Genomic DNA, 14,539 nt, shown 5'->3' on the forward strand with positions numbered 1-14,539 from the left:
ACCACGGGCTTCACCAGGGCATTCCGCTCAGCGGGACCCCGGTCCGCACCCCCGGTCGCGGTGATTCCCGGTGAGCGGGACTGGTCCCTTCGCGTGGTCCCCATCACATCACCATGGGCCCTCACCAGGACTGATTCAGTCCGGTCCCGCCGCGTGCGGCGACAGGACCGGGCTGGGCGCGAAGCAGGACTGAGCGGAGTCGTTTCATGGGAAGCCTCAGCGGCAAGGTCGCGATCGTGACCGGAGCGGGACAGGGCGTCGGGCAGGGCATCGCCCTCGCGCTGGCGTCGGAGGGCGCGGCGGTCGCCGTGCTCGGCAGGACGCGGGCCAAGCTCGACGCGACGTGCGAGCTGGTCCGGGCGCGCGGCGCCGAGGCCGAGGCGTTCGAGTGCGACGTCGCCGACACCGAGGCGATCCCCGCGCTGGTCGAGCGCGTCGCCGCGACGTTCGGCGGCATCGACATCCTCGTCAACAACGCCTACTCCGGCGCCTACGGGCCGCTCCTGGAGATGAGCGACCGCGCGTTCCGGAAAGGGTTCACGACCGGCCCGTTCGCCGCGTTCGCGTTCATGAGGGCGTGCCACCCCCACATGAAGGCGCGGGGCGGCGGCAGCATCGTCAACCTCGTCACCTCCGCCATGGTCCGCTGGGACCCCACCACCTTCGGAGCCTACGCGGCCGCCAAGCAGGCGCTCCGGTTGCTGACCCGCACCGCCGCCGCCGAGTGGGGGCCGGACGGGATCCGCGCCAACAGCATCGCCCCGCACGCCCTCTCTCCCGGGCTGAAGTGGTGGGCGGAGACGAACCCCGAGGAGGCCGAGGAGTTCCGCAGGACGATCCCCCTCGGCTACATCGGCGACTGCGAGGACGACATCGGCAAGGCCGTGGCGGCGCTCGTCCAGCCGGCCATGCGCTACCTCACCGGCGCCACCATCCCGCTTGACGGCGGCCAGGCCCACTTCGGCTGAACCGGCGGCGACCCAGACCACGCCCCCCGCCTGACATCACCCCACCACCCCATCTCAACCCACCCCATGCCACCGGCCGCGTTCGCGCGCGCCGGTGAAAGGAGCACGTCCGTATGAAGGTCGACAAGATCGGACGCCTCGCGGCGGGAGCCCTCGCGCTCGCGCTCGTGACGACGTCCTGTGCCAGCGACCGCTCGGGCACCGACGGGACGGCCGCCGGGAACGGTCCAGGCGGCGGCGCGAGCGCGGGCGCGGGCGCCAAGGCGTTCGGGACGCTGCCGTCGCCGTGCGGGCCCGGCGACGCCAAGGGCAGGACAGACCAGGGCGTCACCGACGACCAGATCGCGATCGGGTTCGGCGACGACCGCGGCTTCACCTCCGCGCCCGGCCTGTCCAAGGAGATGGGCGACGCCGTCAGCGCCATGATCGACTGGTGCAACCAGCAGGGCGGCATCAACGGGCGCAAGATCAAGGGCAACCAGTACGACGCCGCCTACATGCAGTCCGCGAAGGTGGTGCAGGAGTCCTGCAGGCAGGACTTCATGCTCGTCGGGCAGGGCTTCGCGATGGACGAGGCCGCCGAGCAGTACCGGGTGGGCTGCAAGCTGCCGACCGTCGCCGGCTTCACCGTCGGCCCGAACGCGGCGATGGGCCCGATGAAGTACGAGGCCGTCCCGTACCCGGTGGACATGATGAACATCGGCGCGCTGCGCATCGCGCAGAAGATGTTCCCCGACTACAAGGACAAGACGGACCTGCTGCTGTCGACGTCCCCGGCCGTCAGCACCGGCACCAACAAGGTCGCGAGCGCGATGAAGGGGATCGGCGTCACGCCGCTGGAGTGCGGCGTCCGGCTGAACGACGCGGGCGAGAGCAGCTACATGCCGTTCGCCAAGAAGATCAAGGACTGCGGGGCGAAGTACCTGTGGACGTCCGACTCGCCCGACCCGGGGCAGTTCAACCTGCTGGAGTCGATCGAGCGGGCGGGCGCCGACCCCACCTACGTGTTCGAGGCGACCTGGTACAGCTCGCTGGTCTCCAAGTGGAACACCTCCGGCGCGGGTGACCGCCTGCACGTCGGCATGATCTTCCAGCCGCTGGAGAACGCGGACAAGGTCCCGGCGGTCAAGCAGTACACCGACCTCGTCAACGCGAAGAAGGGCAAGGTCGCGCTGCTCGGCATGCAGGCCACCTCGGCGTTCCTGCTGTGGGCGCAGTCCGCGAGCAAGTGCGGCTCGGACCTGACCCGGCAGTGCGTGATCGACGAGCTGTCGAAGGTGCACGAGTGGACGGGCGGCGGCCTGCACGCGCCGACCGACCCGGGCGGCAACAAGCCGGCGTCGTGCTCGCTGATGGTCAAGCTGAACAAGACCAGGTACGAGCAGGTGTACCCGAAGAACGTCGGCGAGTTCGAGTGCGGCGGCGACTTCGTCGTCAAGACCGACCCGAAGACGTGGGGGACGCGGCTCGGCGACGACCGGATCTCCACCAAGTTCCTGACCGGCGACGTCATCAAGCCCCAGACGTCCTGACCGCGACGGCGGCCGGAGGCGTCCTCCCCATGGCGGTGAACAAGTGGCGGTGACCACGTGACCACGTTCCTGACCTACACCATTCTCGGCCTGGTCCTGGGCTCGGTGTACTCCATCGCGGCCTCGGGGCTCGTGCTGACGTACAACACCTCGGGAATCTTCAACTTCGCGCATGGCGCGCAAGCCATGTTCGGAACGTTCCTGTACTGGCACTGCACCGAGCGGTGGGGCTGGCCGGTGTGGCTCGCGCTGATCGTCGTGGTCGGCGTCGCCGGCCCCGCGATGGGCGCCGCCCTGCACGCCGTCATCATGCGGGGCCTGCGCGGCACCGCCGACGTCACGAAGATCATCGTGACGGTGGCGGTGCTGCTCGGGACCGTCTACCTGGCGCAGTGGATCTGGAATCCCGACGAGGCCCACACCGTCGCCATGTTCTTCGGCGCGGGCTCGAAGATCACGATCGCCGGGGTGGTGGTCCGGTACCACGAGATCGTGTGCCTGGTCGCCGCCGTCGCGATCGCGGCCGGGCTGCGGGTGCTGTTCACCCGCAGCCGGGTCGGCGTGGTGATGCGCGGGTCCGTCGACGACCCCGACCTGCTGCGGCTGAACGGCCACGACCCGGAGCGCGCCGCGATGCTGTCGTGGGCGCTCGGGTCGACGCTGGCGGTGCTCGCCGGGGTGCTGATCGTGCCGATCAGCGGCGGCGGGCTGGACGCGGGCGCGCTGACGCTGCTGGTGATCGACGCGTTCGCGGCGGCGATGTTCGGGCGGCTGCGCAGCATCCCCCGCACGTTCGCCGGCGCGATGGTGCTCGGCCTGGCCGCGAACTACGTGCTGGCCTACCTGCCGTCGGCGGGCACGTTCACCGGCAACCTGCGCGTCTCGCTGCCGATGATCATCCTGTTCGTGGTGCTGGTGGTGCTGCCCCAGGACCGGCTGCGCGGGGCCGCGGTCCGGACCCGCGAGCGGTACCGGCCGCCGACCGTCCGGTCGGCGGCGGTGTGGGGGCTCGTGCTGGTCGCCGCCGTCTACCTCTACAGCCTGCTGCTGTCGGACGGCGCCGTCACCATGTTCTCGCTCGGCATGACGTTCGCGATCATCGCGCTGTCGCTGACCGTCCTCACCGGCTACGCGGGCGAGCTGAACCTCGCGCCGCTGGCGTTCGGGGCCGTCGCGACGGTGGTGGCGTTCCACTTCGGGGTGCAGGGCAGCGGGCTCGGAGCCCGGACGAACCTCCAGGGCGTGCTGCTCGGAGTCGCGGCGGCGGCGCTGGTCGGCGGGCTCGTCGCGCTGCCGGCGCTGCGCCTGCGCGGCCTGTACCTGGCGCTGGCGACCATGGCGTTCGGCGAGTTCCTGTCGAACATGGTGCTGCGCGACACCACCGAGCACGAGCTGTTCGGGATGAGGTTCACCCTCTTCCCGGACGGGGCGCTCGTCGTCCCGCCGCTCAGGGCCGGCCCGCTCGACCTGCGGGACGGGACGACCTCGCTGATGACCGCGACCGTGCTGTTCGCTCTCATCGCCGTCGGGCTCGCGGCGCTGCGCGGCAGCGGCTTCGGGCGGCGGCTCGCGGCGATGAAGGACAGCCCGGCGGCGACGGCGATGCTCGGGCAGAACCTCGTCCGGCTGAAGCTCAGCGTCTTCATGATCTCCGCGGCGATCGCGGGGCTCGGCGGCGTGCTGATGTCGGCGGCGACCGGGACCGTCGCGCAGGAGAACTTCTCGTTCACCGGCAGCCTCGCGCTGCTCATGCTCGTCGTGGTGGCGGGCATCGGCTACCTCAGCGGCGCCCTGTTCGGCGGGCTGATGGCGGGCGTCGGCTCGGCCGTCCTCGTCTCCACGTTCGGCGACCTGGCCCTGGAGAACGAGGGCATGGCCACCGTCTACCGGGCGCTCGGCCACCTCGTCCTCGTCGGGACGGCGCTGGTCGGGATGGGCGTCGGCCGGAACCCGAGCGGGTTCGTCCACGACCTCGTCGAGGGCTACCGGGCGATCCGGGCCGCGCGCCCGCTGCTGTTCGGGGCGGGGGCCCTCGGCGCCGTCCTGTACGTCCTCGCGCTGACCGGCGTGATCGGCACGTGGACGTTCGCGCTGGCCGCGCTGTGCGTCGTCATGCTGCTGCCCGCCGTGGGCCGCGCCTACCTGGAGGAGGGGCGCAGGGCCCGCCCGGTGCCGCTGGAACTCGCCGGCGTGGACGAGCCCTACACCGACGAGCTGCGCGTCCGCCTCGACCGCGAACTCGGCCTGAAGGGAACGGTCCATGCCTGAGACCCCGCCCCTGCTCGCGACCCGCGGCGTCACCGTCCGGTTCGGCGGCAACACCGCCGTGGACGACGTGAGCCTCACCATGGACGAAGGCCGCATCACCGGGCTCATCGGCCCGAACGGCGCGGGCAAGACCACGATGTTCAACACCATCACCGGCCTGCAGAGGCCCGCGTCCGGCCAGGTGCTCCTGGACGGGGACGACATCACCCGGCTGTCGCCGGCCAAGCGCGCCCGCCGCGGCATGGCGCGGACGTTCCAGCGGCTGGAGCTGTTCCTGTCGCTGTCCGTGCGCGACAACGTCCGCGTCGCGGGCGACGTCCTGCGCGCCACGTCCCGCAAGCGGTTCGACCTGGACGAGGAGACCGACCGCGTCCTGGAGCGCACGGGCCTCACGGACGTCGCCGGCCGCGACGTGTCCGACATCCCGATCGGGCGGGCCCGGGTCGTGGAGGTGGCGCGCGCGCTGATGACCTCGCCGCGCGTGCTGCTGCTGGACGAGCCCGCCTCCGGCCAGACCGAGCGCGAGACGGAGGCCTTCGCCGGGATGCTCACCGGCCTGGCCGCCGAGGGCCTCGCGATCTGCCTGGTCGAGCACGACCTGCCGCTGGTCATGCGGCTGTGCTCCACCATCCACGTCCTCGACTACGGCGCGCTCATCGCCTCCGGCACACCGCGGGAGATCAAGGAGTCGCCGGAGGTCATCGCCGCCTACATCGGCACCGAGGAGGCGAGTCATGCCTGAACCGGACACGACCACCGGGCCGGCAGCCGCCGCCGCGTCCCCGGAACCGCTGCTCGAAATGAGGGGGATCCGGGCGGGCTACGGCGCCATCGAGGTCCTGCACGGCGTCGACCTGGCGCTGCGGCCCGGCTCGCTGCTGGCGCTGCTCGGCCCGAACGGCGGCGGCAAGTCGACCGCGATGCGGGTGTGCGCGGGCCTGCACCCGCCGACCGGCGGGGACCTGCTGTTCGCCGGGCGCAGGGTGAACGGCGTCTCGGCGCAGGACGCGGCGCGCCTCGGCGTCTGCGCGATCCCCGAGGGCCGCGGGATCTTCCCCAACCTGACGGTGCGGGAGAACCTGTGGGCCGCCACCGGGACCGGCGCCCGGCTGGAGGACCTGGAGGAGCGGGCCTACGCGCGCTTCCCGATCCTCGGCGAGCGCCGCCACCAGCTCGCCGGATCCATGTCCGGCGGCGAGCAGCAGATGCTCGCGCTGTCGCGCGCGCTCGGCAGCGACCCCGCGGTGCTGCTGCTCGACGAGCTGTCCATGGGCCTCGCGCCCATGATCGTCACCCGGATGTACGAGACGGTCGCCGAGCTGGTCGAGGGCGGCCTGTCGGTGCTGGTCGCGGAGCAGTTCGCCCGCGCCGTCCTGCCGATCGCCGACACCGCCGCGCTGATGCTGCACGGGCGCGTGGTGGCGGCCGGCCCGCCCGCCGAGATCGAAGACCGGCTGTCCAGCGACTACCTGGGAGGTTGACCCACCATGCTCACTGAGGAACGGCGCCGGCGGTTCAAGGACGACGTCGCGCGGCAGCGCCTGAGGACCGACGGGTCCCGGTTCGACGGGGCGGCGCGGATCGCCGGGATCCTGGCCATGGTCGCCGGCGTCGCCGGGACCCTCGTCGCCTACAACGTCTCCCTCACCAAGGACGACCTGCGGGACGTTGGCTCGCTGCAGACGCTCGCCGTCGGGTTCCTGGCGGTGACCGTCCTCGGCGCGGCCCTCTACCTGGCCGCCGCCGTGACCCGCGTCCTGCGCCTGTGGCTGCTGCGCCAGCTCGTGGAGCAGCAGTCCCAGGCCGACCAGATCGCCGCCGCGCTGCGACGGGACGCCTAGCGGCCCGTCGCTCCCAGTCAGCGGGATGTCCGGAGTGCCCGGACATCCCGCTGATTACCGTCTAGTCCGGATGGAGGACTCTCAGATGAACGACCAGAAGCCCGACGTGTTCGAGCCGGCGAAGCTCGGCCCGGTCACGCTGCGGAACCGCACGATCAAGGCGGCGACGTACGAGGGGCTGACCAAGGACGGCCAGGTCACCGACGCGCTGATCGACTTCCATGTCCGGCACGCGCGCGGCGGCGTGGGGATGACCACCGTCGCGTACTGCGCGGTGGCGCCGGAGGGCCGCACCGACCGCAGGCAGATCCACTGGCGGGACGAGGCGATACCCGGCCTCCGCGAGCTGACCGACGCCGTGCACGCGGAGGGGGCGGCCGTCCAGGCTCAGATCGGGCACGCCGGCCCGGTCGCCAACCCCAAGAGCAACGGGCTCCCCGCGCTCGCGCCCAGCCGCCACTTCCACCTGACCACGCAGACCGTCGCGAGGGCCGCCACGCACGCGGACCTCCGGCGCGTCGTCGAGGCGCACGGACGCGCGGGCCGGATGGCGATCGAGGCGGGGTTCGACTCCATCGAGATCCACATGGGGCACAACTACCTGACGAGCTCGTTCCTCAGCCCCAAGGTCAACCACCGCAAGGACGAGTACGGCGGGTCGCTGGAGAACCGCGCCCGGCTGGCGCGCGACATCGGCCGCGCCGTCCGCGACGCCGTCGGCGACCGCATCGCGATCACCGCGAAGCTCAACATGGACGACGGCGTGCCCGGCGGCTTCTGGATCGACGAGGCCATCCAGGTCGCCCGGTGGCTGGAGGCCGACGGCACGGTCGACGCGCTCCAGATGACCGCCGGCAGCTCCCTGCTCAACCCCATGTACCTGTTCAAGGGCGACGCGCCGCTGCACGAGTTCGCCTCCGTCATGAAGCAGCCGACCAAGCTCGGGATCAAGCTGATCGGCAGGCACTTCCTGAAGTCCTACCCCTACGAGGACCTCTACCTGCTGAGGGACGCCCGGCAGATCCGCGCCGCGGTGAAGCTGCCGATGATCCTGCTGGGCGGCGTCACCGACAGGGCGGGGATGGACACCGCGATGGCGGAGGGCTTCCAGTTCGTCGCGATGGCCCGCGCCCTGCTGCGCGAGCCCGACCTGATCAACCGGATCAAGGACGAGCCCGCGACCGAGTCGCTGTGCATCCACTGCAACAAGTGCATGACCGCGATCTACGGCGGCACCCACTGCGTCCTGTCCACCGAGCCGGCCTGGGGTGCCGCGGGTGCGTGACGAGACCATCGCGGCGATGCTGCTGGCCCGGCTGGGCGACACCCGGCCCGGCCTGCGCAGCCGCGAGCGGACGTGGACCTGGGACGAGGTCGTCCGGGAGAGCGCGGCCCGGGCGGCGCTGGCCCGCGAACTGCGCAAGGAGGGGCCGTTCCACATCGGCGTCCTGCTGGAGAACGTCCCGGAGTACGTCCTGTGGCTCGGGGCGGCGGCGCTCGGCGGCGCGACGATCGTCGGCATCAACTCCACCCGGACCGGCGCCTACCTGGAGCAGGAGGTCCGGCACACCGACCTCCAGCTCGTCGTCACCGACCGGGCCGGGCTGGAGCTGCTGGACGGCCTCGACGTCGGCGTCCCGCGCGACCGCTTCCTGCTGGTCGACGACGACGGCTACCCGGACCTGGCCGCCGCCCACGCCTGCGAACCCGAGCCCGATGAGTCGATCACGCCGGAGACGCAGATGCTCCTGCTGTTCACCTCGGGCACGACCGGCGCGTCGAAGGCGGCGCGCTGCTCGCAGGGCCGGCTCGCCGAGCTCGGCCGGAACAACAGCGCCAAGTACGACGTCAAGCGCGAGGACGTCAGCTACTGCCCGATGCCGCTGTTCCACGGCAACGCGCTGATGGCGCTGTGGGCGCCGTCGCTGGCGGTCGGCGCGACCGTCGTCCTGGCGAGGAAGTTCTCCGCGTCCGGGTTCCTGCCGGACGTCCGCTACTACGGCGCGACGTTCTTCACCTACGTCGGCAAGGCGATCGGCTACGTCCTCGCCACCCCCGAGAAGCCGGACGACGCCGACAACACGCTGACGCACGGGTTCGGGACGGAGGCGTCCCCGGAGGACAAGGCCGAGTTCCTGCGCCGCTTCGGCGCGCGGCTGGTCGAGGGCTACGGGTCCAGCGAGAGCGCCGGAATGATCAGGCGGGATCCGCAGGCGCCGCCGAGCGCGCTCGGCCGCCCCGCCCACGACGGCGTCCGCGTCGTCAACCCCGAGACGCGCGAGACCTGCGCGCCCGCCGTCCTGGACGGGCACGGCCGCGTCACCAACGCCGAGGCCGCCGTCGGGGAGATCGTCGACGTGCACGGCGCGGCGAGGTTCGAGGGCTACTACAAGAACCCGGAGGCCGACGCCGAGCGGGTCAGGCACGGCTGGTACTGGACGGGCGACCTCGGCTACGTCGACGGCGAGGGGTTCCTGTACTTCGGCGGCCGGTCCGGCGACTGGATCCGGGTGGACTCGGAGAACATCTCCGCGCTGCTCACCCAGAACGTCGTCCGCCGCCACCCGAAGATCGTGGACGCGGTCGCGTTCGGGGTGCCCGACCCGCGCTCCGGCGACCAGGTGATGGCGGCGATCGAGATCCCCGAGGGCGTCGAGTTCGAGGACCTGGACCTGCCCGCCTTCCTGGCCCGCCAGGACGACCTCGGCACCAAGGGGGCGCCGCGCTTCGTGCGCGTCTCGCACGCGCTGCCGACGACCGGGTCCGGAAAGCTCAAGAAGAAGGAGCTGCAGCTCGACGGCTGGCGCACGTCCGACCCCGTGTTCCGGTGGGCGGGCCGGGGCGCGCCGGAGTACGTCCCGATGACCGAGGCGGACAAGGCCGCGCTCCGCGAGGAGTTCACCGCCGCGGGCCGCGGGCGCTTCCTCCCCTGACCGAGAAAGGGCATGTATGGATCTGCGTGAGTCCGAGGCGCATCGCGAGTTGCGCGCGGAACTGAGGGCGTACTTCGCGGGCCTGCTGCCCGAGGACGTGCGGCGCCGCGCCGGCGAGCAGGGCGTGGGCGGCGAGCGGTTCCGCGAGATCGTCAAGATGCTCGGCAACGACGGCTGGCTCGGCTACGGCTGGCCGGAGGAGTACGGCGGGCAGGGCAGGTCGATCGCCGAGCAGTACGTGTTCTTCGACGAGGTGCAGCGCGCCGGGCTGCCGTTCCCGTTCGTCACCGTGAACACGGTCGGCCCCACGCTGATGCGGTTCGGCACCGACGAGCAGAAGCGCAGGTACCTTCCCGGCATCCTGTCGGGCGACATCGTCTTCGCGATCGGCTACACCGAGCCCGACGCCGGGACCGACCTCGCCTCGCTGCGCACCAGGGCCGTCCTCGACGGCGACCGGTACGTCGTCGACGGCAGCAAGGTCTTCACCAGCGGCGCCAACACCGCCGACCACATCTGGCTCGCGGCGCGCACCGACCCGGACGCGCCGAAGCACAAGGGCATCTCGATCCTGATCGTCCCGACCGACGCCGACGGGTTCTCCTGGAGCCCGATCCCGACGGTCGGCGGGATGGTCGTCACGGCGACGTACTACAACGGCGTCCGGGTGCCCGCGTCGTCGGTCGTCGGGGACGTCGACGGCGGCTGGAGCCTGATCACCACGCAGCTCAACCACGAGCGCATCGGGCTCGCCGCGCTCGGCGGCCGGATGATCCGGCTGTGGGAGGACGTCCGCGACTGGGCGCGCGGGAACGGGGTGATCGACCTGCCCTGGGTGCGGGCCGACCTCGCCCGCACGCACGCACGGCTGGAGGCGATGCGGCTGATGAACTGGAAGATGACGATGGCGGTGGAGGCCGGGACGCTGACCGGCGCGCAGGCCGGCGCCGCCAAGTCCTACGGGACCGAGACGCACATCGACGTCCAGCGGACGCTGACCGGGATCCTCGGCGCCGCCGGCCGGATCCGCCCCGAGTCGCCGGGGGCCGTGCTGCACGGCCAGATCGAGCAGCTGTCGCGGCAGGGCATCGTCAACACCTTCGGCGGCGGCGTCAACGAGGTGCTGCGCGACATGGTCGCCGTCCAGGGACTGGGTCTGCCGAGGTCGAGGCGGTCATGAGCGGGAACGGCGAGGAGTACGAGGCGCGGCTCCGGGCGTGGGCCGGGCGGCCCTGCGGCGCGCGGCGGGCCGGGCAGGACCCGGTGAACGTCCCCATGATCCGGCACTGGGTCGAGGCCATGGAGGACGGCAACCCCGTCTACCTGGACGAGGAGGCCGCCCGGGCCACCGGCCGCGACGGCGTCGTGGCGCCCGCGTCGATGATGCAGGCGTGGACGATGCGCGGGTACGCCGCGTCCGTCCGCGCCGACCCCGCGGGCCCCGACGAGCTGACCGAGCTGCTGGCCGAGGGCGGCTACACCTCCGTCGTCGCCACCGACTCGGAGTTCGAGTTCCACCGTGAGCTGGTGCCGGGCGACCGCGTCAGCGTCGAGGAGACCGTCGAGTCGATCTCCCCGGAGAAGAAGACCGCGCTCGGCGCGGGACGCTTCGTCAGCACGGTCAAGACGTACCGGGACGGGGCGGGGGAGGTCGTCGCCACGCAGCGGTGGCGCCTCCTGCGGTTCCGTCCCGCCGAGAAGCCCGCCCCCGAGCCGGCGGAGAAGCCCGCGGAGAAGCCCGCGGAGAAGCCCGCGGAGAAGAAGGCGCTGCGCCCGCGCCCGGCGATCAACCTGGACAACGCGTTCTGGTTCGAGGCGGCGCGCGAGCACCGGCTCGTCATCCAGCGCTGCGCCGACTGCAAGTCGCTGCGGCATCCGCCGGGGCCGTGCTGCCCGCAGTGCGGCTCGTTCGACTGGGACACCGTCGAGGCGTCGGGCGACGGCCACGTCCACAGCTACGTCGTCAACCACCACCCGCGCCACCCCGCGTTCGACTACCCGCTGGTCGTCGCCGTGATCGAGCTGGCCGAGGGGACGCGTCTCATCGCGAACATGACCGGGGTCGCGCCGGAGGACGTCGAGATCGGCATGCCCGTCGTCCTCGACTGGATCGACCCCGACCCCGACCTGTCCCTGCCGGCGTTCCGCCCGGCCGGGCCGCCCCACGTTGTCAAGGAGCGCTGATGGACTTCACGCTTGGCGAAGAGCTGGAGGCGGTCAGGGACCTCGCCCGGCAGATCTTCACCGACCGCGCCACGCAGGCGCGGATCAAGGACGCCGAAGGGTCCGAGCGCGGGTACGACGAGGGCCTGTGGGCCGAGCTCGGCGAGACGGGCCTGCTCGGCGTCGCGCTGCCCGAGTCCGCGGGCGGCGCGGGCCTCGGCGCCGCCGGGCTGGCCGTCCTGCTGGAGGAGCAGGGCCGCACCGTCGCCCCCGTCCCGGTCTGGCCCGCGGTCGTCGCCGCGCTCACGCTCGCCTCGCACGGCGAGGACGTCCCCGCGTCCTTCGCGGACGGGACGTCGCGGCCGACCGTCGCGCTGGAGGAGTTCGCCCCCGCCGACCCCGCGGCGCCGCGCTGCGCCGCCGTCCGCGACGGCGCGAACTGGCTGCTGACCGGGACGAAGGCCGCCGTCCCGACGCCGTTCGGGGCGAGCCACGTCCTCGTCTCGGCCGTCTCGCCGCAGGGGCCCGGCCTGTTCCTGCTGGAGACCTCGGCCGCCGGGGTGTCGTGGGAGCGCGCGGAGACCACCAGCCGCGACGCCGCCGGGCACCTGACCCTCGACGGCGCCCCGGCGCACGCCCTTCCGGACGGCGCCCTCGCCACCGCGCTGCGGCTGGCCCGCGTCTCCCTGGCCGCCGTCCAGGTCGGCGTCGCGGAGGGCGCCCTGCGCATGGCCGCCGACTACCTGTCGGGCCGGGAGCAGTTCGGCCGCCCGCTCGCCACCTTCCAGGCCGCCCAGCACCAGCTCGCCGACTGCTACATCGAGATCGACGCGCTGCGCGTCTGCCTCTGGCACGCCCTGTCGCTGATCGACGCCGGGGAGGACGCCGAGACCGCCGTCCTGGTCGCCAAGTGGTGGTCGGACGAGGGCGGGCTGAACGTCGTCCACCGCGTCCAGCACCTGCACGGCGGCATCGGCGTGGACGTCGACTACCCGGTGCACCGCCACTTCCTGTGGGGCAAGCAGATCTCCGGGACGCTCGGCGGCGCGTCCTGCGACCTGGAGCTCCTGGGGGCGGCCCTGTGAGCGGGGATGCGGTGACCAGGCGGTACGAGGAGGTGGCGGTGGGGGAGGAGCTCCCCGAGCTGAGCATCCCGCTGACCCGCACGATGATCGTCGCGACCGCGCTGGCGAGCCGCGACTACCAGGACGTCCACCACGACCCGTCGCTCGCCGTCGAGCGCGGCTCCCGGGACGTCTTCATGAACATCCTGACGACCAACGGGCTCGTCGACCGGTACGCGACGAGCTGGGCCGGGCCCGCCGCCGTCGTCAAGGCCATCAAGATCAGGCTGGGCGCGCCCAACTACCCGGGCGACACGATGGTGCTGACCGGGACGGTCGCGGCCAAGGACGACTCCGGCCGCCGGGTCGAGATCGCCGTGCGCGGCGTCAACGCGATCGGCCCGCACGTCACCGGCACCGTCGTGGTCGAACTGCCCGCCGTCGAAGCACCCATCGTCGAAGCACCGGCCGTCGAAGCACAGGGGAGCGGCGCATGAGCGTGCTGCCAGGGGCGGCCGCGGTCGCCGGGATCGGCGCCACCGAGTTCTCCAAGGAGTCGGGCCGCAGCGAGCTGCGCCTGGCCTGCGAGGCGGTGCTCGCCGCCATCGTGGACGCGGGGCTCCAGCCGTCCGACGTGGACGGCATGGTGACCTTCACCGCCGACACCAGCTCCGAGATCCACATCGCGCGCAACCTCGGCATCGGCGAGCTGAAGTTCTTCTCCCGCATCGGGCACGGCGGCGGCGCCGCCTGCGGCACCGTCCAGCAGGCGGCGATGGCCGTCGCGACCGGCGTCGCCGACGTCGTCGTGTGCTACCGCGCGTTCAACGAGCGGTCCGGCACCCGCTACGGCCTCGGGCAGGCCGACCGCCCGATGGACGTCAGCGCCGACAGCGCCGCCTACGCGTGGATGAACCCGTTCGGGCTCTCGACCCCCGCCCAGTGGGTCGCGATGTTCGCCCGCCGCTACATGCACGAGTACGGCGCGACCAGCGAGGACTTCGGCCGCGTCGCCGTCGTCGACCGCAGGCACGCCGCCGCGAACCCGGCCGCGTGGTTCTACGGGCGGCCGATCACGCTGGAGGACCACCAGGCGTCCCGGTGGATCGCCGAGCCGCTCCGGCTGCTGGACTGCTGCCAGGAGAGCGACGGCGGCCAGGCCCTCGTCGTCGTCTCCGCCGAGCGCGCCCGCGACCTCCCGCACCGGCCCGCCGTGATCTGGGGCGCGGCGCAGGGGTCCGGCAACGACCAGCACATGATGACCAGCTACTACCGCTCGGAGATCACCGGCATCCCCGAGATGGGCCTGGTGGGACGGCAGCTCTACGGGCAGTCGCGGCTCACCCCGGCCGACGTCCAGGCCGCGATCCTCTACGACCACTTCACGCCGCTCGTCCTCCCGCAGCTGGAGGAGCTGGGCTTCTGCGCGAAGGGCGAGGGCAAGGACTTCGTCGCCGACGGCAACCTGGAGCTCGGCGGCCGGCTCCCGGTCAACACCCACGGCGGCCAGCTCGGCGAGGCCTACATCCACGGGATGAACGGCATCGCCGAGGCCGTCCGGCTCGTGCGCGGCACCTCGGTGAACCAGCCGGGGGACGTCCACAACGTCCTCGTCACCGCCGGCACTGGCGTCCCGACCAGCGGCCTGATCCTCGGAGCGGACCAGTGAACGAGCGGAGCGAACCGGGGGGTGTGGGGGGTCGTCCCCCCACAGGAAGCAGGAACGAGCGGAGCGAACCGGGGGGTGCGGGGGGTCGTCCCCCCACCGGC

At 72.5% G+C, this 14,539-nt stretch carries 13 protein-coding genes; all 13 read left to right on the top strand.

The genetic code is table 11. From position 1 onward, the window contains the following. The first annotated feature begins 206 nt into the window (after window positions 1-206). The 13 genes from AB0K37_RS03955 (at window position 207) to AB0K37_RS04015 (ending at window position 14,438) form a co-directional block, all read left to right on the top strand. Complete coding sequence (locus tag AB0K37_RS03955) at window positions 207-968, top strand: SDR family oxidoreductase (RefSeq protein ID WP_363974385.1); 762 nt, start codon at window positions 207-209, stop codon at window positions 966-968. 113 nt (window positions 969-1,081) lie between these two features. Beyond that, entirely contained in the window at window positions 1,082-2,500 is a 1,419-nt protein-coding gene (locus AB0K37_RS03960) for an ABC transporter substrate-binding protein (RefSeq protein WP_363974388.1), read from the top strand. A 57-nt stretch (window positions 2,501-2,557) separates the two neighbouring features. Further along, entirely contained in the window at window positions 2,558-4,768 is a 2,211-nt protein-coding gene (locus tag AB0K37_RS03965; RefSeq protein ID WP_363974391.1) for an ABC transporter permease, read from the top strand. After that, the gene (locus AB0K37_RS03970; RefSeq protein ID WP_363974394.1) at window positions 4,761-5,510 is read left to right on the top strand and encodes an ABC transporter ATP-binding protein; all 750 of its coding nucleotides are present in this window, start codon (window positions 4,761-4,763) and stop codon (window positions 5,508-5,510) included. Before AB0K37_RS03965 ends, AB0K37_RS03970 begins: the two co-directional genes overlap by 8 nt. Beyond that, window positions 5,503-6,249, top strand: coding sequence for an ABC transporter ATP-binding protein (locus tag AB0K37_RS03975; RefSeq protein WP_363974397.1), 747 nt, complete (start codon window positions 5,503-5,505; stop codon window positions 6,247-6,249). Before AB0K37_RS03970 ends, AB0K37_RS03975 begins: the two co-directional genes overlap by 8 nt. A gap of 6 nt (window positions 6,250-6,255) precedes the next feature. Then, window positions 6,256-6,609, top strand: coding sequence for a hypothetical protein (locus AB0K37_RS03980; protein ID WP_363974400.1), 354 nt, complete (start codon window positions 6,256-6,258; stop codon window positions 6,607-6,609). Between the two features lie 85 nt (window positions 6,610-6,694). Then, entirely contained in the window at window positions 6,695-7,894 is a 1,200-nt protein-coding gene (locus tag AB0K37_RS03985) for an NADH:flavin oxidoreductase (RefSeq protein WP_363974402.1), read from the top strand. Beyond that, complete coding sequence (locus tag AB0K37_RS03990) at window positions 7,887-9,542, top strand: AMP-binding protein (RefSeq protein ID WP_363974405.1); 1,656 nt, start codon at window positions 7,887-7,889, stop codon at window positions 9,540-9,542. The genes AB0K37_RS03985 and AB0K37_RS03990 overlap by 8 nt, the downstream gene beginning before the upstream one ends. Before the next feature lie 16 nt (window positions 9,543-9,558). Further along, entirely contained in the window at window positions 9,559-10,722 is a 1,164-nt protein-coding gene (locus tag AB0K37_RS03995; protein WP_363974408.1) for an acyl-CoA dehydrogenase family protein, read from the top strand. Next, a complete protein-coding gene (locus AB0K37_RS04000; RefSeq protein ID WP_363974411.1) occupies window positions 10,719-11,726 on the top strand; it encodes a bifunctional MaoC family dehydratase N-terminal/OB-fold nucleic acid binding domain-containing protein in 1,008 nt (335 codons plus the stop codon). Before AB0K37_RS03995 ends, AB0K37_RS04000 begins: the two co-directional genes overlap by 4 nt. Then, window positions 11,726-12,790, top strand: coding sequence for an acyl-CoA dehydrogenase family protein (locus tag AB0K37_RS04005; RefSeq protein ID WP_363974414.1), 1,065 nt, complete (start codon window positions 11,726-11,728; stop codon window positions 12,788-12,790). The genes AB0K37_RS04000 and AB0K37_RS04005 overlap by 1 nt, the downstream gene beginning before the upstream one ends. A gap of 11 nt (window positions 12,791-12,801) precedes the next feature. Beyond that, window positions 12,802-13,266 (top strand): MaoC family dehydratase, encoded by a 465-nt coding sequence (locus tag AB0K37_RS04010; RefSeq protein ID WP_363974417.1) that lies wholly within the window; start codon window positions 12,802-12,804, stop codon window positions 13,264-13,266. Further along, complete coding sequence (locus AB0K37_RS04015) at window positions 13,263-14,438, top strand: lipid-transfer protein (RefSeq protein WP_363974420.1); 1,176 nt, start codon at window positions 13,263-13,265, stop codon at window positions 14,436-14,438. Before AB0K37_RS04010 ends, AB0K37_RS04015 begins: the two co-directional genes overlap by 4 nt. The last annotated feature ends 101 nt before the right edge of the window (window positions 14,439-14,539 follow it).

Source organism: Actinomadura sp. NPDC049753 (genome assembly GCF_040674655.1).
Classification (GTDB): Bacteria; Actinomycetota; Actinomycetes; order Streptosporangiales; family Streptosporangiaceae; genus Spirillospora; species Spirillospora verrucosospora.